The organism is Methylorubrum pseudosasae, from assembly GCF_029504475.1.
Taxonomy (GTDB): domain Bacteria; phylum Pseudomonadota; class Alphaproteobacteria; order Rhizobiales; family Beijerinckiaceae; genus Methylobacterium; species Methylobacterium extorquens.
In genome coordinates, this window is record NZ_JAQGDU010000002.1 from 712,927 (window position 1) to 732,419 (window position 19,493).

A 19,493-nucleotide genomic window follows, 5' to 3' on the forward strand; every position below is an offset into this window, starting at 1 on the left:
GACGAAGCGTGCCGGATCGGGAAGGCGCGCCTCGCGGATCCTGCCTGCGTCAGATCCGGTGCGCGACTTCCGCGCGGGTCTTCTCGGCCTCCGTCTCCGCCGCGCCGCGGGTGCGCCACAGGCTGTAGACGACGCCGAGGGTGAGCAGGACCAGGGTGACGACGAGCGAGACCCACGGCGGCAGGTGCACGAGTTCCAGGGTGTCGGCGACGACGATCTTCGCGCCGATGAACAGTAGGATGAGGGCGAGCGCCGTCTTCAGGTAGGCGAAGCGGTCCACCATCGCGGCCAGCGCGAAGTACAGCGCGCGTAGGCCCAGGATCGCGAAGATGTTCGAGGTGTAGACGATGAACGGGTCGGTGGTGATGGCGAAGATTGCCGGCACGCTGTCGACGGCGAAGATCACGTCCGCGATGTTCACGAGCACCAAAGCCACAGCGAGCGGCGTCAGCCAGCGCACCATCTTGCCCGTCTTCGGATCGGGCTTTCGGACGATGAAGTGCTGGCCCTCCGGCTTGTCGGTGACGCGCACCCACTTCTTGAGCAGGCGCATGGAGGCGCTGTTCTTGATGTCATGCTCGTCCTCTTCCTTCGAGACGAGCATCTTGATGCCGACATAGATCAGGAAGGCGGCGAAGACCGAGAGCACCCAGTGCGCCTGCTGGACGAGAGCCGAGCCGAGCCCGATCATCAGGCCGCGCAGTAGCACCGCCGCGAGGATGCCCCAGACCAGCACCCGGTGCTGCGCCGCCCGCGGCACGCCGAGCGAAGTGAGGATCACCGCGATCACGAAGACGTTGTCCATCGACAACGACTTCTCGATCACGAGGCCGGTCACGTATTCCTGGGCCGGGTCGAACCCGAGCATCCACCAGATCCAGCCGCCGAAGGCGAGGCCGAGGGTGAAGTAGAAGGCGGTGAGGAGCAGGCTCTCCTTCACCCCGATCTCGTGGTTCTTGTCGCGGTGGAGCAGGCCGAGATCGAAGGCCAGCAGGCCGGCCACCAAGGCGTGGAAGCCCAGCCACATCCAGACGGGCTTGCCGAGCCACTCGTGGTTCAAAAATTCCATCATCATCGCGCGGGACCGGATGCTTCACTTTGGGAGAGCATCGACTCCGACATCGCGGAAGCGTCTGCCGTCTCCCTCCCGAACGGGCCGCCGATCCGGCGGACAGATGATCTCACCGGAGTACCGGGAGCATCGCGAGGGGGACGGTGCGCGTTCCGCCAGAGGGGCCCGCAGCCGATGTCGGGCAGTTAGACGCGCGATCGCGTCGAATCAAGGGCAGGGCGATTTTCATCCCTGATCCTCACCCACAAAGCGCATGTGCTGATTTTCAGCCCGGCCGCGCTTGACAGAAGCGGGGTCTCCGGGCCCTGCCGCAAATCATGGACGCGGATCGAGAGCATGGAATCGCCATCGTCGGCGGCGGGCCGGCCGGGCTCATGGCGGCGGAGGTGCTGGCCGGGGCGGGGCAGCCCGTCACCGTCTACGAGCGCATGCCGTCCGTCGGCCGCAAGCTGCTCATTGCCGGGCGCGGCGGGCTCAACCTGACCCATTCCGAACCGCTGCCGGACTTCCTGGGGCGTTACGCCCCCGTCGATCCGCGCCTGCCGGCGGCGGTCGAGGCCTATCCGCCGGACGCTTTGCGGGCATGGTGCGAAGAGCTGGGGCAAAGCACCTTCGTTGGGTCGAGCGGCCGGGTGTTTCCGGAAAGCTTCAAGGCCTCGCCGCTGCTGCGCGCCTGGCTCACCCGCCTCGACGCCTTGGGCGTCACGATCCGCACCCGGCACCGGCTCGTCGGCCTGGAAGACGGCGCGCTGGCCTTCGAAACGCCGGAGGGCCCGCTCCGCGTCCGGCCGCGGGCGACGCTGCTGGCGCTCGGTGGGGCGAGCTGGCCGCGGCTTGGATCGGACGGGGCCTGGGTGCCGCTGCTGGAGCGGAACGGCGTCGCGGTCGCACCGCTCAAGCCTGCCAATGTCGGCTTCCACGTTGCGTGGTCGGCGCATTTCTCGGGACGCTTCGCGGGCGAGCCGCTCAAGCGCCTCGCCGCGCGCATCGGCGGGTCGAGCGCCCGCGGCGAGGCGGTCGCCACCGCGGATGGCATCGAGGGCGGGGTGATCTATGCGCTCTCGCGGCCGATCCGCGAGGCGGTGGAGCGCGACGGCGTCGCCGAACTTACCCTCGACCTGCGCCCAGATCTCGATGCGGGCGCGCTCCGGGCGCGCCTTACCCGAAGCCGCCCTGGCGAAAGTCTCTCCACCCGCTTGCGCAAGGCGGCCGCGCTGAGCCCCGCCGCCATCGGCCTGCTGCGTGAGGCGCATGCCAATGCTCTGCCGACCGAAGCGGAGCCGCTGGCGGCGGCGATCAAGGCGGCGCCGCTCCGGCTTCTCGGGCCAGCCCCGATCGCGCGGGCGATCTCGACGGCGGGCGGTGTCGCCTTGGCTGAACTCGACGCGCATTTCATGCTGCGAGCACGGCCCGGCACTTTCCTGGCCGGCGAGATGCTCGACTGGGAGGCCCCGACCGGCGGCTACCTGCTTCAGGCCACCTTCGCCAGCGGCCGAGCCGCGGCGAAGGGGATGCTGGCCTGGCTCAACGAGCAGGGATGAACCCGGTCCGGCTCAGGGCCGGGCGCAGATCCCGACCATGCCGCTGCTGCCGGCCGCGCAGGAGGCTTTTGTGTCGCCGTCCAGGGTCGCCGTGCCGCCCGTCTGGCAGGTGGCCGAGGCCAGCACCTCGCCCGCATCGCAGGAGAGCGTACAGCCCGAATCGGTGCAGGCGCGCGCCCGCACGACACGGAACGGGGCCGACACCGTCGCGGCGGTCTCACCTTTCGATCCCGGATCGCCCTTGGGGCCGCGCTCGCCCTTCGAGCCCGGTTCCCCCTTGAGGCCCTGCTCGCCCTTCGGCCCCGGCGCGCCCGGAGGCCCGGCCAGACCCGCTTCGCCCTTTGGCCCGGTCTCGCCCTTGTCCCCCTGCTCGCCCTTGGCCCCCTGCTCGCCCTTGGCCCCCTGCTCACCCTTCGGGCCTGGATCACCCTTCGGCCCGGCGGCACCGGGCGGCCCCTGGAGGCCGGCGCTGCCCTGCGGGCCGGCGGGGCCCTGTTCGCCCGCCTTGCCGGCCGGCCCCTCCGGCGCGCAATTGGCGACCACCGCCTCGCGCTCGTTCTCGCCGGCCTTGACCATCGCGATGCAGGTCGCGGGCCGGTAGGGCAGCCGGAACTCGAAGCGTCCGCGGCGGTCCGACAGGACGGAGATGTCGTCGTCGAGGATCACGGTGACGCCGCTCTTGCCCACGCTGCCGCTCATGCGCAGGTCGCCGCCCTCGATGCGCGCGTCCCAGATCTGGATCGGCTGGGCCGGCGAGCTCGGCGCCTTGGCACGGGCCGCCCGCAACTGCGTCTCGCCCTGGCTCTGCGCCGCCGCCGGTCCGGCAAGGACGAGGCCCAGCGCGATCAGGATCGGCGAGAGGGTCGGCCAAACGGCTCGCGAATTGGCCGGCTTTCGTGCTCCCAGGTCGCGCGTCGTCGGCATGCTCGCTCCTCCGATCTTGTCCCGCGCATCTCCCCGGCGCGGCGGAGGAAAGGTTTCGGTTGCCGGCCGGCCAGGGTCAAGCCCGCGGCGTCGTCCACACTCGTCCACACCGCCCATCCACAGGCCAAGCGGCTGAGGCGGAATGCGGTTTTCAGATTGTGTCCACAGATCCGGCCCACCGGACGTGAAGCCGACGCGCCGTGCGGAGACTTGCCGGCAAAAGCCGGAAGCCACCCGCGGGTCGATCCGTTAAGACGGCCGGCAGAGTGCCCGGTCCGCCGACAGCCCGCACGGGCACGGCCGGCCTAGGCCTACGACTTTGGCTTGCGACCTTCGAGACCGAACCACCGCCATGCTTCGCCCGCTTCTCGCCGTCCTGTTCCTCCTGTCCACCGCCGCGCAGGCCGACGACTGCGACGCGCTCGCCGCCCGCATCGCCCAGGCGACGGGGGCGAAGAAGGCCGGCCGCCGGGTCGGTCCGAGCATCGACGTCCGGGCCGCGAGCGGGGTCCGGCTCGATCTCACCTGCCGCGCCCAGCCCATCGTGCAGGCATCCTCGGGCGATCCCTCGCCCTCCGCCGAATTTTTCCGCGAGCTGACGATCGCGTCCGAACTCGTGGTCGGCGAGCCGGCCGCGACCGTGCAGCCGATCCTGGCGCGGGCCTATCAGACGGCTTTGCGCGAGGGGCGCAAATCCTTCATCCAGCAGAACGGCTGGTCGGCGAGCTGCTACACCGATAGCGTCGGGGCGCTCCGGACCCTCTGCTCGGTCGGGCGCATCCCGACGGAGTAAGGGCTGACAGACGGCACGGCCGTCTTCCCGATCGTTCCCGCTTGAACGAAGCGCGCGCCCGCGCCAATGCGGAGGGCAAGGGTCCGCCGCAAGGATCCGTCGCAAGAACATCGATCACAGGGCATTTGGTGAGGAACCGCGCGATGGCCGAACCGATCGTCAATCACCTGTTCGGCCTCGTGCGCACCCATTGCCCGGCCGATCCGGGCGCCAAGGTCTTCATCGAGACCTCGGACGGCGCGCGCTACACCTATGCCGACCTCCTGGCCCGCTCCGGCGCCTATGCCAGCGCGCTCCAGACCCTTGGCGTGAAGCCCGGCGACCGGGTCGCGGTGCAGGTCGAGAAGAGCGCCGAGGTGATCTTCCTCTATCTCGGCGCGGTGCGGGCCGGCGCGGTCTTCCTGCCGCTCAACACCGCCTATACGGGACCCGAGATCGCCTACTTCCTCGGCGATGCCGAGCCGGCCCTGTTCGTCTGCGATCCCGCCCGCGAAGCCGACCTGTCAGCGGTCGCGGGCCAAGCCGGCGTGCCGCAGACCCGCACCCTCGACGCCGCCGGGCACGGCAGCATGGCGCAGGCCGCCGACGCGGCGAGCCCGGACTTCGCGGACGTGCCCCGCGGGGCCGACGACCTCGCCGCGATCCTCTACACCTCGGGCACGACCGGGCGCTCCAAGGGCGCCATGTTGAGCCACGACAACCTCGCCTCGAACGCGCTCACGCTGGCGCAGTATTGGCATTTCACCGAGCGTGACGTGCTGATCCACGCCCTGCCGGTGTTCCACACCCACGGGCTGTTCGTGGCCACCAACATCGTCCTAGCCACGGGCGGCACGATGCTGTTCCTGCCCCGGCTCGATGCGAAGAAGATCCTCGAACTGATGCCGCGGGCCACCGCGATGATGGGGGTGCCGACCTTCTACACCCGGCTGCTCAAGGAGCCTGGCCTCACCCGCGAGGCGGCGGCCCATATGCGCCTGTTCGTGTCGGGCTCCGCGCCGCTGCTCGCCGAGACGCACCGGGAATGGGCGCAGCGCACCGGCCACGCCATCCTCGAACGCTACGGCATGACCGAGACCAACATGAACACCTCGAACCCCTACGAGGGTGCGCGGCGGGCCGGCACGGTCGGATTCCCGCTGCCGGGGGTGACCCTGCGCGTGGTCGATCCCGAGACCGGTGCGCCGCTCGGGCCCGAGGAGGTCGGGATGATCGAGGTGAAGGGCCCCAACGTGTTCCAGGGCTACTGGCGCATGCCGGAGAAGACCGCCGCCGAGCTGAAGGTGGACGGCTTCTTCATCACCGGCGATCTCGGCAAGATCGACCGCGACGGCTACGTCCACATCGTCGGGCGCGGCAAGGACCTCATCATCACCGGCGGCTACAACGTCTACCCGAAGGAGATCGAGGTCGAGATCGACGCGCTGCCCGGCGTGGTCGAATCCGCGGTGATCGGCCTGGCCCATCCCGATTTCGGCGAGGGCGTCACGGCGGTGGTGGTGCCGGGCGAGGGCGCGCCCGACGAGGCGACGGTTCTGGTGGCGCTGGAAGGCCGGCTGGCCAAGTACAAATGCCCCAAGCGGGTTCTGTTCGCGGCCGAACTGCCGCGCAACGCCATGGGCAAGGTGCAGAAGAACCTTCTGCGCGAGACCCATGCCGACCTCTACCGCGGCTGACGCGGTTGCCCGCTCGCGCCGGCGGGTTCCCCTGTCAGACCGGCCGAGAGGGCCGCGCTGGTGCTCTCAAGCCTGTGATGCAATGCTGGCGGTGACCGGTGTTATGAGCCTGCTTATGCTCCGGGAACTCTGCGTCTCGGGGGCGTGGACCCGATGGCGGTCCATGTTTTCTCCGTCTTGAATCCTCGGAGTTTCGTCCGAACGTGACTAAGAGTGCCGAACACGACCGGATCGAAGCCGAACTGGTCCGCGTTTCCAAAAGCACCGACCCGTTCGCGGCCGCCGTCAAGGCGACGCGGATGCCGATGCTGATCACCGACCCGCACCGGCCCGACAACCCGATCGTCTTCGTCAACGGCGCCTTCAGCAAGCTCACCGGCTACAGCCGCGAAGAGATCTTGGGGCGCAATTGCCGCTTCCTGCAGGGACCGGAGACCGACCCGCGCGACGTCGCCCGGATCCGTGACGCCGTCGAGCGGCGCGTGCCCGTCGAGATCGACCTCCTGAACCACAAGAAGAGCGGCGAGGTCTTCTGGAACCGCCTGCTGATCTCCCCCGTCTTCGACGACGAGGGGCAGCTCACCTACTTCTTCGCCTCGCAGTTCGACGTGACCCTGGAACGCGACCGGATGGTCCGGCTCCAGCGCGACCGCGACGCCCTGGAACAGGAGGTCGAGCGCCGCAACGACGACCTCACCCGGAGCGAGCACCGCCTCGAATTCATGCTGGCCGCCGGCCGGCTCGGTGCCTGGTCCCTCGACCTCGCCGAGCGCCGGCTCGTCGCCTCCACCCTGTGCAAGCAGAATTTCGGGCGCCCGCTCACCGAGCCCTTCAGCTACGACGACCTCGTCGAGGCGGTGGTGCCTGAGGATCGCGAACGGATGCAGGCCGCGATGCAGGCGGCCATCGACCGCCGGAGCGATTACGACGTCGAGTACCGCGTCACGGCCCTCGGCGGCGAGGTGCGCTGGGTGCAGTTGCGCGGCCGGGCCTATTACCGGGCCGACGGGGCGCCGCATTCCATGGCCGGCATCTCGCTGGACGTGACCGACCGCAAGCGGGCGGACGAGCAGCGCACCCTGCTCGCCGCCGAGATGAAGCACCGGGTGAAGAACACGATCGCCACGGTCCAATCCATCGCCCACCAGACCCTGCGCAACGCCGCTTCGCTCGACGATGCCCGACGGACGCTGGACGCGCGTCTCAACTCGCTCGCTGCCGCCCACGACATCCTCACCACGGAAGCCACCGCCGGGGTGACGCTCGCCGAGGCGGTGGAGAGCGCCCTGCAGCCGTTCCGGGTCAGTCCGCGCAACCGCATCCGCTTCGGCGGGCCGGAGGTGCGCCTCACCTCCCGCCTGACGCTGGCCGTGGTGATGGCACTGCACGAGCTTGCCACCAATGCCGTGAAGTATGGCGGCCTCTCGAACAATTCGGGCCGCATCATCCTCAACTGGGACGTCGAGGGTCGTGCGTCCAAGCGCCTGCTGATGCGCTGGGAGGAGTTCGACGGTCCGCCGGTCGAGAGGCCGTCGCGGGTCGGTTTCGGCACGCGCATGATCGAGCGGGTGCTGGCGGCCGAGTTCGGCGGCGAGGCCAAAATCGACTACCGCAGCCGCGGCCTCGTCCTCACGCTCGAGGCGCCGCTGCCCGAGCGCGAGGTCGCCTGAGGGTCACGCGCGCCGAAGCCGTCGCCCGTCCCGACGTTTCCGGTGGATGCGCCGCGGTTCGAGGGAACGGCCAAGCCTGATCCGGGGTTGAACCGCGTCTTAGTGTCTCTCACAGAACTCCCGCCCCGCTGTCATCGCCAGAGCGAGAACGGTCGGAGACCGGGAGTTTTGTGAGGCACTCTTATCCAGGCGCTTGCGCCCGACCCCGCGAATCATGCCGTCCTCCCCCCAGACCCCGCCCCGCCTGCCCGCGGAAGGCACGGCCTCCGTGCTCTGGACCCTAATGATGGGGGCGGCGCTGGTCGCGCTCGCCGCCGCGTCCCGACGCCCGCCCGACGCGGACGACGCGCCTGCGGCTGAGGCGGCGAAGGAGCGCAACGGCGGCGCCCATTCCCACGAGGGGCGCTCCGCCCGCTGGGTGGCGGCGACGCAAGCCAATCGCGGGCGCGCCGCTGACCATCCCGGCGAGATCCCTTCGCCCGGCTGGTGGGACATCGCCACGCGGGTCTACCTCGAATTCAACAAGGACCGGGTGCTCTCGGTCGCGGCGGGCGTGACCTTCTACACCCTGCTCTCGCTGTTCCCGGCGATTGCCGCGCTCGTCACCTGCTACGGGCTCGTGGCCGACGTAAATACGATCAACGTCCACCTCTCCACCCTGCACGGCGTGCTGCCGGAGAGCGCCATCGAGATCATCGGCGAGCAGGTCAAGCGCATCGCCACCAAGGGGAGCGGCGCACTCGGCTTCACCTTCTTCACCAGCCTGACGCTGTCGCTGTGGAGCGCCAACGCCGCGATGAAGGCGATGTTCGACGCGCTCAACGTCGTCTACGAGGAGGAGGAGAAGCGAAACTTCTTCTGGCTCAATGTCCGCTCGCTCACCTTCACCGCGGGCGCATTGCTCTTCATCATCCTGGCGCTGATCTCGATCGTCGTGCTGCCGGTGGTGTTCAACTTCCTCGGTCTGGGCGACGGCGCGCGCCTCATCGCCATGGCGCGCTGGCCGGTGCTGCTCCTCGTCCTGCTCGGCGGGCTGGCCGTGCTCTATCGCTACGGCCCGAGCCGGGAGCGGGCGCGCTGGCGCTGGGTCGGCGCCGGCAGCGTCGTGGCGGGCGTGCTCTGGCTCATCGCCTCGATCCTGTTCTCCTGGTACGTCGCCAATTTCGGCAACTACAACGAGACCTACGGCTCGCTCGGCGCCGTGATCGGCTTCATGACCTGGATCTGGATCTCGGCGACGATCGTGCTGCTCGGCGGTGAGATCAACGCCGAGATCGAGCACCAGACCGCCCGCGATTCGACCACGAGCCCGCAGAAGCCGCTGGGGCAGCGCGGCGCGCGCATGGCCGATACCGTGGGTGCGGCGGCCTGAGGCGCACAACGCATCATCCGTTCTTGCGCGGGAGGGTCGCACTCGTGACAAGCGGTGCCCGGCACCATCTTGCCAAACGAGAAAAGCACCGGAGGAACGCGACATGGCCGGATCCGACGTCATCGGCACAGATCCCGAGATTCGCACGGAAGAAGAATGGCGCGCGGCGCTAACGCCAGAGCAGTACCGCGTGCTGCGCGAGCACGGCACCGAGCGGGCCGGCACGAGCGGCCTCAATGCTGAGAAGCGCCCCGGCACGTTCGTCTGCGCCGGCTGCGGCGCTCCGCTGTTCGAGAGCGACACCAAATACGAGTCGGGCAGCGGTTGGCCGAGCTTCTTCGCGCCGCTCGACGATGCGGTGGAGACGACGGTCGACCGCAGCCATTGGATGACCCGCACCGAGGTGCATTGCGCCCGCTGCAAGGGCCATCTCGGCCACGTCTTCGAGGATGGTCCGGCCCCGACGGGGCTGCGCTACTGCATGAACGGCGTCGCTCTCGGCTTCGAACCCGAGGGCTGAATTCATGGGATCGGCCCGATGAATTCCACGCCTTTTCGGCCTCCAGGCTTGCCGCGTGGTTGTTTCGGGCCCATCACTTCGCCATGAAGGTCCATGTGAAGAACAGGTTAACGCCCCGGTCTTCGCGGACCGCCCATGTCCAATACGGTGGGCGGCAGCCGATCCCCTTCGGGATCGGCGCCCCGAAGGCCGAGTGTTCGGGCGCGGTCCCGGACCGGTGCGTGCCGACCCGCGGAGGGAAGTGAATGAGTGTCGTTCGCCGGTTTCTCGTGGCGCCCTCTCTGGTCCGTCTTCTGCGGAAGGAGCGGGGCGGGTCCCGCGTCACCGAAGGTTACTTCGCGCCGCAGGCCGGGCGGACCTCGTTCGTGCGGCTGCAGGGTACCAACTGCTTCCTCGTGCTGATGACCGGTTCCGAGGGGGCGATGGCCGAGGAGCGCACCGAGGTGCCGCGCGCCCACGGCGACGCCCTGCTCGACGTCTGCCAGGGCCGGGCCGTCTACGAGCGCACCACGGTCTCGCTCGGTGGTTCGGTCGAGGCGCTGGTCGATCGCTACGTGCGTCCGTCGGGCCTCGACATCGTCAGCCTCGTCTTCTCCGATGCATCGGCCGCGCAGGGCTTCACGCCGCCAGTCTGGTTCGGCGCCGAGGTGACGACGGACAAGGCCTATGACGGCCAGTCGATCGCGATCACCGGCGTTCCGACCCCAGGTGACATCCCCCTGAGCAACGCCGCCCTCGACGCGGTGCTCGACCTGATCGAGCCGCGCTTCGGTTCCAATCGTCCGCCCTTCACCCCGTCGAAGCCGGTGTCGCCCCCGCGCGACACTCCGGCGCGTCCGCCCGAGCCGCCGAAGCCTGCGCCGGTTCCGGATGCGCTCCTCGCGGCAGCGGTGGCGGAGCCGGCCACGCCGCCCGAGACCAAGTCGGAGGAGCAGCCTCAGGCCTCCGAAGAGCCTCTCCCGGCCGCGGCCGAACCGACGCCCGAAGCCCCCAAGGCCGAGGAGCCTGCGCCCGCCGAAGCGACGGCGCCCGAGCCGGCCGCTGCCGAAGAGCCTGCACCGACCGAGGCCGCCAAGCCCGAAGAGGCGCAGCCCGCCGCCGAGACCGCCGAGGCTCAGAAGCCGGCGGCCGAGTCCGGCGAGCGGTTGCCGCCGGATGCGCGCATCGACGACGTGATCGAGAGCCTCTCGAAGGCGCTCGGCGCCGCGATCCGCAACCCGCAGGAGCCGGGCCGCGACGAGGAGGTGACCGAGGCGTTCGAGCGCTGGCAGGTTCGGCCCCGCCGCACCCAGCAGACCTGACCGGCTCACGCCGCGTCGAAGGATTTCTTGGAACGCCGGCTCCCGCAAGGGGCCGGCGTTCTGCATTGCAGGGTCTCACATGACGCCCGCTTGTCTGCGCGGCGAGGGGAGCGCCCCCGTTCGTCAGCGATCCTGGGGCACGGATCCTGGGGATGGCGAGGCCGTTGGCTGGAACCGGCAAGGGGAAGGCTTCGTTGGCTGGCATCCGGTTGCAACCTGCCGGGTGAAGCACCGGTACGTGTCCATTCCCAACGAGGAATCGCCGCCATGAGACGTTTCGCCATTGCTGCCGCAGGGCTGATGCTCTGCCTCATGCCGATCGCCGGTGAGGCTCAGGCCCAGGGTATTCCGGGCGGAATGCGCCGCGGCGCGGCCGAGGGCGATCGCGTCGCCGGCCCGATCGGCGGCATCGTGGGCGGCGCCGTCGGCGGTGCGGTGGGTGGCGTGAACGGCGTGCTCGGCATCGATCCCGGTCGGCGCGCCTACCGCACCCGGATGCGCTCGAACCGGCCCTACCATCACCGGCGTCATCATCCGCGCCACCACCGCTACCGCTAAGTGCGTGCGGTCATGCGCGGGGAGGGGTCTGCCTCCGCCGCGCATGTCGGCGCATCAGAGAATCCTCGCTCAGCAGAGCGAGGCCTGATGCGACGATGATGCCGGCGCCGAGCATCGTCCAGGCGCTCGGCACGTCGCCGAACAGCAGGTAGCCGAGCAGGACCGACCATAGGATCTGCGTGTAGATGAAGGGCGCGAGCAGGCTCGCCGGCGCCCGTGCATGGGCCAGCACCAGCAGCCAATGCCCGATCGTGCCGAACAGCCCGACCGCGATCAGCAGGGCCCAGACCGTGCCCGAGGCCGGTGCCGTCCAGATCCAGGGCAGGAGCGGGCTCATCACCGCGAGCCCGCCGAGCCCGGTGTAGAACACCGTCGTGGCGGTCGAGTCGTGGGCTGCGAGCTTGCGCGTCACGATCACGTAGATTGCGTAGCAGAGCATCGCGCCGAGGCTGAACAGGATCGCCGGCTTGGCTGCCAGCGCGTCCGGCCGCACAATGACGAGGACGCCGACGAAGCCCGTCGCCACCGCCGCGAGCCGCATCCGCGACGACCATTCGCCAAGCAGAGGCCCGGCGAGCAGCGCCACTGTGAGCGGCGCGGCGAACTGGATCGAGATCGTCTCGGCGAGCTGGAGCGAGCGCAGCGGCCAGGAAGTTGCAGGCGGTCGAGCCGAACAGCAGCAGCGAGCGCAGGATCTGGAGCGGCAGGCGCCGCGAATGGGCGACGCCCGGCCGTGTGACCGGGTTGATCAAGGCGGTCACCAGCGCAACGTTGACGGCGTAGCGCATGAAGGTGGTGAGCAGCGGATCCACGCCCGCACCCGCCAGCACCTTTCCCGTCGCATCGAGGCTGGCGAAGAACACCGGGGCGACGCACATCAGGGCGATGCCGACGAGGCGTCGCGGATCGCGGGCGATCGCGCGTTCCGTCTCGCCGACCTGTTTGGCGGACACGACTCTCTCCCGGTCTCCGGCCTCGAATCGAGGCCGTAGAGCAAGCCGGAGTCCAGCGCATCCCGGCTCCGCGCGGGGCCGCGTCCCGCAAGCGGCTTAGAGTTTCGCCTTCGGCCCACGCCCACTCGTCAGCGACGGCCCGCCGGCTGCGTCACACACCCACGCCGGAGCCTGCACGAGGTTCATGGATCGGGCAGCCGTTATGCTCGGCCCGGAAGCCGGCGGAGGCGGGGTAGGCGGCCCGGCGGGCGCGCATAATCGCGCCGAGCGGCCGGTGCGCGGCGAGCGCGTGCCAGGGATTGAAGGCGAGCCCGTCGTCGATCTGCCGGACCTTCTCCTCGCTCCACGCATCCTGCCGCGGCACGGTGAGGCGGGCCACGGCGAGATAGGGGCTCGCCTCCTCGGGCCAGGGCTTCGAGGCGTCCTCGACCGGCATCGTCTCTTCGTCGGTGCGCAGTTGCGCCCGCAGCTCCCACACGCCCTCGTTCTCGGCGAAGAAGGCGGTCACCGCCTCACGCAGGCCGTCGGGCCGGCCATTGACGTTGAGGCTGGCGCCCGTCAGCGCCGTCAGTTCGGGCGAAACCGGCGCCAACGCGACCTTGGCGATGTAGGTGCCCCAGCGCAGCGGAACCTGGCTGTAGAACGTCTCGCCGAGGATGTGCGTCTCCGGGTGGCCGCCCATCGCGATCAGGGTCGGGCTCTGGGTGCCGAGGCCTTCGAGCACCGATTCGACACCGCGCAGGACCGCCGAGAACGCCTTCTTGAACACCTGCGGCGTGTCGGTGGTGGCGGCCAGGAGCTTCAGGCTCTTGAGGAAGGCCGCGTCGTCCGGCGCCGTGAAGGCGGGGGCGTTGGCCATCACGAAATCCTGGCTCGTGCCCTCGTCCCCCTCCAGGCGCTCGCCCTCGACGCCGACGATCTTCAGCGCGAGGCCGCGCGGGGTCGAGACGCTGTCATCGAGGATGTCGCCGGGATTGGTGGAGAAGCGCAGCACAGCCTCGTAGATGCCGGGCCTCTCGAACAGGCCCTGGGCCAGTTCGGGCGGCAGACCGTCCAGGATTTCGAGCCGGCCCGTCAGCAGGCCATGCGCCTTGGCGTGAACGCCCCGCACCGCCCGGCCGTAATCCTTGAACGTGGTCTCCTGGATCTTCGCGAAGGTCGCGAGCATCTGGGCGTGGATGTCGGCCTCGTCAGTGCGCGGCTGCTCGACGGACGGATGATAGGGAATCGGGCTCGCAGGGCTCACGTCCAGCCTCGTGGTGGATCTGCCGGTCCTGACAGAGCCGGTCTAAAGCCAAACGAAGGCCAGTCGCAGCCGTTCAGCGCCACCCGGTCACGCTTGCGCGACCGGGCCGTCGAGGGGAGCCAGCCGGGGGGCGGGCGCGAGTGCTGCGGAGGTGCCGCGTCTCCGGCGCCGGCCGAGCCGCCGGGCGAGGCCGGGCAGATCGACGGAACCCGCGCCGGACGCGGCAGGGCCGAAGACCTGCCGGTCGAGGGCGGCGAGGTCGCGCGCCAGATCCGGCTCCGCCTGCCAGAGCGCGGCAAGATCCGGCTGCGCCTGCGCGGCTCGCCCGAGCACCGTCCGGAACGCCGACGCGTCGCCTGAGGCCGCCGCCAGCCGCAGGGCACGAGCCTGACCGCGGTCGAGCTGCAGCCAGCCCGGGCCGGTGCGGAAGCCGATCAAGGCCAGCCCGAGGCCGAAGGCGGCGAGCGCCGCCGCGGCCAGTGCCGACCACGCGGCGGGCCCCGCTTCCTTGAGATCCTCCGCCCGGTCGGCGAGGCCGCCGCCGATCTGGCGGGCGGGAATCTCGGTCTCGCGCAGGGTGCGCGTGAGCGTGTCGAACCAGGGGATCTTGATCGCGTCGAGCGGGATCACCTCGGCCACGCCCTTCTTGATGTCCCACTGGTAGGTCGCCCGCGCCACCGGGCCGGCGGGCGTGATGATCGTCTCGCGCTTCACCGGGCCGGCGAAGGTGATGATGCCGCGGGTGCGCATGACGGGGCGCGGCGGCAGCCCCTCGGCGAGCATGCCCTGCGCTTCCAGCGTCACGATCCGGCGCGCGGTCTCGCCCTGGTTCAGCGTCTCGGGATCGGGGTCCCAGGAATCGGTGATCGCCACGTCCCGCGCCGGCAGCCACCACGGTTCCGCCGTGTCGGGGCCGCCGCTCGCGCCGGTCCAGGCCGCCACGGGGAAGGGGACGGGTTCGGAGCGCACATCGATCTGCTTGCGCTCGCCGTTGTCATTGATCGTCAGGCGGTGGATGAACGGCTCAATGGTGAAGGTCCCCGTATGCTGGGGGAAGACCGCGATCGTGCGCTCGAATTCCAGCGCCATCTGCCCGTCGGGCATGCGCGTGCGGCCCCAGTTGTCGCGGCCGAGCTGGGTCCAGGAGAAGTTGACCAGGGCCGGCTGGCGCACCTCCTCCAGGAGGATCTGCGTGCGGTAGACCCCGCGCAGGCGCAGCAGCACCATCTCGCGGGCATAGGGCTGCGTGCCGCCGGGGAGATCGGGCGTCACGGTGAGGGTGAGGTCGCCGGGCTCGATGGCGTGGGCCGGGGCGGTGAAGGCCAGCAGCACGAGGAGGGCCGCCAATGGTCCCTTCGCCCCTCTGCGGGAGAGGATGGCCCGCCTGAACGAGTCGAAAAACATTACCACGGGTTGCTGCCTCCCGGGATGGCGGTGCCGGCCTCGATGCGGCGGGCCTGCTCGGCCTTGAGGCGCAGCTTCAGATAGCGGCCGGGCTCGTCCGGCAGGGTCTGGAGCCAGAGCCGGTCGGGGTGGATCTCGTGCGCCTCGAAGCTCTTCGTCACCCGGCGTGCCTCGCGCTCGGGCGCGGCGGCGACCATGGCCGAGCCGGCGCCCTGGCGTCCGCGGCCGGCCGCGTCGCTCGCCGAGCCTCGGGCCTGCCCCTTGCCGGAATCGACTGCCTGCTGCTCGGCCTTGCCGCGGCGGGCCACTGGGCTCGTGCCCGGCAACGAGGCGGAGGAACCGCCCTCCTTGTTGCCAGCCAGACCCTCGCCGCTGGCGGTGGCGCGGATGTCGTCGTTCTGGTCCTGGTTGGCGGTGTTGTTGTAGCGGGCGCCGTACTGCGCCGAGGCATTGGCGATGCCGCCGCCCTTGCCGCGATCGATCTCCTCTTCCAGGGCCTTGGCGATCAGCGAGCGGTTGGCCTGCGCGTCGGCGTCGCGCGGGGTTGTAGGTCAGCGCCTCGTCGTAGGCCTCAACTGCGCCTTGCAGATCGCCGGAGCGGGCGAGCGCGTTGCCGAGGTTGTAGGCGCCGCGCTTGCCCTGCGCCCGGAACAGCGGAATCGCCTCACCGTAGCGCCCGGCCTCGTAGAGGGCGGCGGCGCGCCATGCGGGGGTGTCGAACACCTCAACGGCTGCGCCGGGCAGACCGGCCGCCATCAGGAAGCGGCCCAGCGTCGTGCGCGGCTCCGACACGAGCAGCAATCCGAGCAGGCCGCCGCCCGCGAGGGCAAGCCCTGCAATGCGCGCCAGCCGCCGCCAGTTACGCGGGAAGGCGACGGGCAGCATCCGCCGCAGCGGCGCCGACTGGGTGAAGGGGCGGGGCGAAAAGGACGCCAGCATCACGCGCTCCGTCGGAACAGGAGGAGGGCGGGCAGAAGCGCCAGCAGCAGCAGCCAGCGGCCGAGATCGGCGAAGGCGAGCACGCCGTAGCCGTTCGCGGCGAGGTGCTGGGCGGTCGAGGCGCCGACACGCTCGAGCACCGCCTCGGACGCATCGATGTCGGCGGCCCGGCCGCCGCCCGTGCCGGCGAGCCGGTCGAGGGCGGTTCGGTCGGGGCGCGGCGCGCCGGGTGGTAGCGCCTTGCCCGCGGGCACGAACAGGGCGTGGAGCTGCCAGCCCTTGTCCCGGATCGCGGCAGCCTCGCGCTCGGCGGCCTGCCCGATCCCGTCGCCGTCGGAGATCAGCACGACGTCGGCGGCGACGACGTTGGCCTCGGCCAGCGTCCGGCGGGCCAGCGCCAGCCCGCGCTCCGGGTGGCTGCCCCGGTCGGGCACGGTGTCGGCATCGAGCGCGAACAGGGTGGTGGCGAGGCTCTCGCGGTCGTTGGTCGGCGAGAGCGCGGTGTAGGCGTCGCCCGCGTAGACGATCAGCGCCAGCGAGCGGGTGCCTGCGGCCTCCGCCACCGCTTCCGCCGCCTGCCGCGCCTCCTTGAAGCGCCCGCCCTCGGTGACCGAGCGGGAGAGGTCGAGCACGATCACCGTGGCGTCGAGGTTGCGGAAGGTCGAGGCCTCCGGGCGCTCGACCGCCGGGCCGGTGAGCGCCAGCGCCAGGATGCCGGCGGCCAGAGCGGCGGCGATATTAGCCTGCCGCCGGCCGCCCAGCACCGCGCCGCGGCGGGCGGCCAGCGCCATCAGGTGCGGATCGACCGCCTTGTTCCAGTCGCCGAGCGGCGCCGAGCGCCATGCCGCCCGCAGCGCAAGCAGAGCCACGACGGGAATCGCCAGGAACCAGAGCGGGCGCAGGAGGGTGAGGGATTCGATCATGCGATTCCCGCTCAGATCCGGCGCCGCGTCGCCAGCAGACCGCAGGCGCAGAGGAAGGCGAGCGCCGCCGGCCAGGGCCAGAGATCGCGCCGCAGGGGCAGCGGCGGCGCCTTGGCACGCCCACCCTCCAATTCGTCGATGGCGTTGGCCACGTTCTCCAGGTCGTCGGTGGTCTTCACGCGGAACGCCCGGCCGCCGCTGGTCTCGGCCATGGCGCGCAGGGTCTCGACATCGACCACGTCCTGCTCGTTGTTGGGGTTGTCGGCCATGTCGATCGGCCCGAGCGCGATGGTGTAGACCCGCACGCCGAGATCCTTTGCCAGCGCCGCCACGTCCTTGGGTGCGGTCTGGCCGGCATTGTTGGCCCCGTCCGAGAGCAGCACTACGATCTTGTCGCGGGCGGGGGGCGGCCCTTCGCCGTCGGCCGCCGCGACCTGAGCCGGGGCGAGGCGCTTGAGCGCGAGGCCGAGCCCGTCGCCGATGCCGGTGGAGCGCCCGACGAGGCCGATGGTCGCCTCCTCCAGGGTGCGGGCCACGGTGGCGGTGTCGAAGGTGGGGGCTGCGGCGACGTAGGCCTGATCGGCGAACTCGACGAGGCCGATGCGGTCGCCGGCCCGGCGGCGGATGAACTCGGCGCCGACGCGCTTCACCGCCGCGAGCCGGCTGACCGTCTCGCTGTCCAGCGAGAAGTCCTTGCGCTCCATGCTGCCCGAGAGGTCGAGGGCGAGCACGATCTCACGGGCCGAGGCCGGCAGCGCGGTCGCGGGCAGGACGAGGCGGGGACCGGCCAGCGCGACGACGAGGGCCGCCCACAGCGTTCCGATGAGCCAGAGTCGGCGGCGGCCGCGGGCGGCGATGCTCTCGGCGTGCTCGGCGCTGCCGACGAGGGAGGGGGGAACGCGCAAGGCGCCGCTGCCGCCCTGGCGCTCCGGCGGGATCAGCCGGGCGGCGAGCGGCAGGGGCAGGAGCAGCAGGGCGAGCGGCGCCGCGAAATCGAAGGCGGAGGCGAGGGCCGTGATCCAGGTGGGCATTCGGATCAGGCCCGGATCTGTGAGAGCAGGCGGCCGAGGCCGGCATCGATGGCGGCGGGATCGATGGTCTTCGGGCGCCGGTAGAGATCGTCGGCGAAGACGCGGCCTGGTCCGGAGCGGAAGAAGTCGGTGGCGAAGGTGGTGTCGAGCGTCGCCGCCCAGGCCGCGCCGCTTGCGCCGGCCGCCGCCTCACCCTTCAGCGTGCGCACCACGCGCCGCAGCAGCCGGGCCTGCGCGACGCGCCGGGCCTCCGGCTCGAGGTTTTGGGCCAAGGCCAACTCGCGCAGGGCCGCCCGGCGGACCGACGCGCCGCGCCGCGCCCGGACGAGGCGGATCAGGCCGACGAGCAGCGCGAGGCTGAAGCCGAGGGCCAGGGCGGCCACCATCTCGGGCTGCACCGCGCTGTTGCCGCCGGTGGGGAGATGGAGCCCGCGCAGGGTCGAGAGGTCGGGAGCGGGGGTGGTCATTCCTGTACCCTCCGCCGCGCATCTCCTCGCCCCGCGTGCGGGGAGAGGGCTCTGCCGACCTTGTCGTCGGCAGAGCGAGCCAGCAGGCGAGGGGGCGCCACCGAAAGAGTCTCTTCCTGAACCGCCCCCGCTTCCCGGATGCGGGGAGAGGGGGATTCGCTCCCGATCTCACAACACCGCATCGAGCCGCTCCATCAGCGGGGCGTAGCTCTCCGGCCCGGCCTCGACGTCGATGCGCAGGCCCTCGACGCCGCAGGCATGGAGGCGGGCGAGGCGCGGGTCGATCGCATCGGCGGGCTGGGCCCTACGGTCGGCCTGGACGGTACCGCGCTGCCCGCCCGGCAGGGCGTAGGGATAGAGGCCGGCCGGGCGTGCCCGCTCGAAGGCGTCGCTGACCAGCAGCAGGCGGATCGAGAGCCGCTCGGCGAGCGCCGTGATCAGACTCTCGAAATCCGGCCCCGGCGCGTCCAGCGCGCTTGCCACGACGAGGTGTCCGCCCGAGGGCAGGAGCGAGCGGGCGAGCGCCAGCGTGTCGGTGAGCGGCGGGTCGTCCACTGCCGGGCCTGCGAGGGCTTCGGCGTGGGCATGGGCCAAGGCGCCGGTGACGGCGGTCATCGCCCGCTCGCCACCGGCCGGACGGATCACCGCGGGCTCGCCCGCGCCCGCCGCGATCAGGCCGATGCGCCCGCCATCGCCGACGACGCGCCAGCCGAGCAGCGTCAGCGCCTCAGCCGCCGCCACCGAACGCAGCGCCCGGCGGGTGCCGAACAGCATCGAGGGCCGGAAGTCGGCGAGCAGCACCACGGCGCGGTCGCGCTCGTCATGATGGGTGCGCACGTGCACTTGGCCGGTGCGGGCGGTGGCGTTGCGGTCGATGAAGCGGCGGTCGTCCCCCTCGGACCAGGGCCGCACGTCGTCCGGCTCCGAGCCGCGCCCGCGCTTGCGCGTGACGATGCCGCCGGGCAACCCGGCGATGGTGCGGGTCGCAGGCGAGACGCCGCGCCGCGCGAGATGGCGCAGGCTCATGAGTCCGGCCCCGGACAGGTGGATGCCGGGGGCGTCGGTCGGGTCGCTTGCGGGGGCCGCCGTCGCGGTCATGACGG

Annotated in this window: 16 protein-coding genes and 2 pseudogenes; 8 read left to right on the plus strand and 10 right to left on the minus strand. The window is 71.1% G+C overall.

Features of this window, described 5'->3' with window-relative positions; all coding sequences use genetic code 11:
* Positions 1 to 49: 49 nt before the first annotated feature.
* Positions 50 to 1,075: a TerC family protein gene (locus tag M2437_RS04195; protein WP_012252598.1), complete on the minus strand. Its 1,026-nt coding sequence runs from the start codon at positions 1,073 to 1,075 to the stop codon at positions 50 to 52.
* Between the two features lie 314 nt (positions 1,076 to 1,389).
* Here M2437_RS04195 and M2437_RS04200 point away from each other — a divergent pair, with 314 nt between their 5' ends.
* Entirely contained in the window at positions 1,390 to 2,613 is a 1,224-nt protein-coding gene (locus M2437_RS04200; protein WP_253389447.1) for a TIGR03862 family flavoprotein, read from the plus strand.
* A gap of 12 nt (positions 2,614 to 2,625) precedes the next feature.
* Here M2437_RS04200 and M2437_RS04205 read toward each other — a convergent pair whose 3' ends face one another.
* Positions 2,626 to 3,537, minus strand: coding sequence for a collagen-like protein (locus M2437_RS04205; protein WP_253389448.1), 912 nt, complete (start codon positions 3,535 to 3,537; stop codon positions 2,626 to 2,628).
* Positions 3,538 to 3,889: 352 nt separating this feature from the next.
* Between M2437_RS04205 and M2437_RS04210 the strand changes: the two genes are divergently transcribed.
* The 7 genes from M2437_RS04210 to M2437_RS04240 all read left to right on the plus strand — a co-directional run bounded on the left by M2437_RS04210 (position 3,890) and on the right by M2437_RS04240 (position 11,427).
* Positions 3,890 to 4,330, plus strand: a complete 441-nt coding sequence (locus tag M2437_RS04210) for a hypothetical protein (protein WP_253389449.1) — start codon at positions 3,890 to 3,892, stop codon at positions 4,328 to 4,330.
* 143 nt (positions 4,331 to 4,473) lie between these two features.
* Complete coding sequence (locus M2437_RS04215; protein WP_253389450.1) at positions 4,474 to 6,006, plus strand: malonate--CoA ligase; 1,533 nt, start codon at positions 4,474 to 4,476, stop codon at positions 6,004 to 6,006.
* A 203-nt stretch (positions 6,007 to 6,209) separates the two neighbouring features.
* A complete protein-coding gene (locus M2437_RS04220) occupies positions 6,210 to 7,676 on the plus strand; it encodes an HWE histidine kinase domain-containing protein (RefSeq protein WP_253389451.1) in 1,467 nt (488 codons plus the stop codon).
* A gap of 214 nt (positions 7,677 to 7,890) precedes the next feature.
* The gene (locus M2437_RS04225; RefSeq protein WP_253389452.1) at positions 7,891 to 9,048 is read left to right on the plus strand and encodes a YihY/virulence factor BrkB family protein; all 1,158 of its coding nucleotides are present in this window, start codon (positions 7,891 to 7,893) and stop codon (positions 9,046 to 9,048) included.
* Between the two features lie 103 nt (positions 9,049 to 9,151).
* Positions 9,152 to 9,568, plus strand: coding sequence for a peptide-methionine (R)-S-oxide reductase MsrB (msrB, locus tag M2437_RS04230; protein ID WP_253389453.1), 417 nt, complete (start codon positions 9,152 to 9,154; stop codon positions 9,566 to 9,568).
* 245 nt (positions 9,569 to 9,813) lie between these two features.
* The gene (locus M2437_RS04235) at positions 9,814 to 10,869 is read left to right on the plus strand and encodes a CYTH domain-containing protein (RefSeq protein ID WP_076640935.1); all 1,056 of its coding nucleotides are present in this window, start codon (positions 9,814 to 9,816) and stop codon (positions 10,867 to 10,869) included.
* Positions 10,870 to 11,136: 267 nt separating this feature from the next.
* Positions 11,137 to 11,427, plus strand: coding sequence for a hypothetical protein (locus M2437_RS04240; protein WP_253389454.1), 291 nt, complete (start codon positions 11,137 to 11,139; stop codon positions 11,425 to 11,427).
* 10 nt (positions 11,428 to 11,437) lie between these two features.
* Here M2437_RS04240 and M2437_RS04245 read toward each other — a convergent pair.
* From M2437_RS04245 to M2437_RS04280, 8 genes and pseudogenes are all read right to left on the minus strand, one after another.
* A pseudogene (locus M2437_RS04245) lies at positions 11,438 to 12,380 on the minus strand (DMT family transporter).
* Positions 12,381 to 12,531: 151 nt separating this feature from the next.
* On the minus strand, positions 12,532 to 13,626 hold the full coding sequence (locus tag M2437_RS04250) for a catalase family protein (RefSeq protein ID WP_253389456.1): 1,095 nt from the start codon (positions 13,624 to 13,626) through the stop codon (positions 12,532 to 12,534).
* A gap of 87 nt (positions 13,627 to 13,713) precedes the next feature.
* Positions 13,714 to 15,030 (minus strand): hypothetical protein, encoded by a 1,317-nt coding sequence (locus M2437_RS04255; RefSeq protein WP_253389457.1) that lies wholly within the window; start codon positions 15,028 to 15,030, stop codon positions 13,714 to 13,716.
* A pseudogene (locus M2437_RS04260) lies at positions 15,030 to 15,969 on the minus strand (tetratricopeptide repeat protein). Before M2437_RS04260 ends, M2437_RS04255 begins: the two are co-directional and overlap by 1 nt.
* The gene (locus M2437_RS04265; protein WP_253389459.1) at positions 15,969 to 16,892 is read right to left on the minus strand and encodes a VWA domain-containing protein; all 924 of its coding nucleotides are present in this window, start codon (positions 16,890 to 16,892) and stop codon (positions 15,969 to 15,971) included. Before M2437_RS04265 ends, M2437_RS04260 begins: the two are co-directional and overlap by 1 nt.
* Before the next feature lie 11 nt (positions 16,893 to 16,903).
* Entirely contained in the window at positions 16,904 to 17,923 is a 1,020-nt protein-coding gene (locus M2437_RS04270) for a VWA domain-containing protein (RefSeq protein ID WP_253389460.1), read from the minus strand.
* Between the two features lie 5 nt (positions 17,924 to 17,928).
* The gene (locus M2437_RS04275) at positions 17,929 to 18,390 is read right to left on the minus strand and encodes a DUF4381 family protein (protein WP_253389461.1); all 462 of its coding nucleotides are present in this window, start codon (positions 18,388 to 18,390) and stop codon (positions 17,929 to 17,931) included.
* A 168-nt stretch (positions 18,391 to 18,558) separates the two neighbouring features.
* A complete protein-coding gene (locus M2437_RS04280; protein WP_253389462.1) occupies positions 18,559 to 19,488 on the minus strand; it encodes a DUF58 domain-containing protein in 930 nt (309 codons plus the stop codon).
* Positions 19,489 to 19,493: the final 5 nt, after the last annotated feature.

Coding starts and splice junctions, on each gene's coding strand:
- M2437_RS04195 (WP_012252598.1), bottom strand. CDS start 1,075: ATGATGATGGAATTTTTGAACCACGAGTGGCTCGGCAAGCCCGTCTGG.
- M2437_RS04200 (WP_253389447.1), top strand. CDS start 1,390: ATGGACGCGGATCGAGAGCATGGAATCGCCATCGTCGGCGGCGGGCCG.
- M2437_RS04205 (WP_253389448.1), bottom strand. CDS start 3,537: ATGCCGACGACGCGCGACCTGGGAGCACGAAAGCCGGCCAATTCGCGA.
- M2437_RS04210 (WP_253389449.1), top strand. CDS start 3,890: ATGCTTCGCCCGCTTCTCGCCGTCCTGTTCCTCCTGTCCACCGCCGCG.
- M2437_RS04215 (WP_253389450.1), top strand. CDS start 4,474: ATGGCCGAACCGATCGTCAATCACCTGTTCGGCCTCGTGCGCACCCAT.
- M2437_RS04225 (WP_253389452.1), top strand. CDS start 7,891: ATGCCGTCCTCCCCCCAGACCCCGCCCCGCCTGCCCGCGGAAGGCACG.
- msrB (WP_253389453.1), top strand. CDS start 9,152: ATGGCCGGATCCGACGTCATCGGCACAGATCCCGAGATTCGCACGGAA.
- M2437_RS04235 (WP_076640935.1), top strand. CDS start 9,814: ATGAGTGTCGTTCGCCGGTTTCTCGTGGCGCCCTCTCTGGTCCGTCTT.
- M2437_RS04240 (WP_253389454.1), top strand. CDS start 11,137: ATGAGACGTTTCGCCATTGCTGCCGCAGGGCTGATGCTCTGCCTCATG.
- M2437_RS04255 (WP_253389457.1), bottom strand. CDS start 15,030: ATGTTTTTCGACTCGTTCAGGCGGGCCATCCTCTCCCGCAGAGGGGCG.
- M2437_RS04265 (WP_253389459.1), bottom strand. CDS start 16,892: ATGATCGAATCCCTCACCCTCCTGCGCCCGCTCTGGTTCCTGGCGATT.
- M2437_RS04270 (WP_253389460.1), bottom strand. CDS start 17,923: ATGCCCACCTGGATCACGGCCCTCGCCTCCGCCTTCGATTTCGCGGCG.
- M2437_RS04275 (WP_253389461.1), bottom strand. CDS start 18,390: ATGACCACCCCCGCTCCCGACCTCTCGACCCTGCGCGGGCTCCATCTC.
- M2437_RS04280 (WP_253389462.1), bottom strand. CDS start 19,488: ATGACCGCGACGGCGGCCCCCGCAAGCGACCCGACCGACGCCCCCGGC.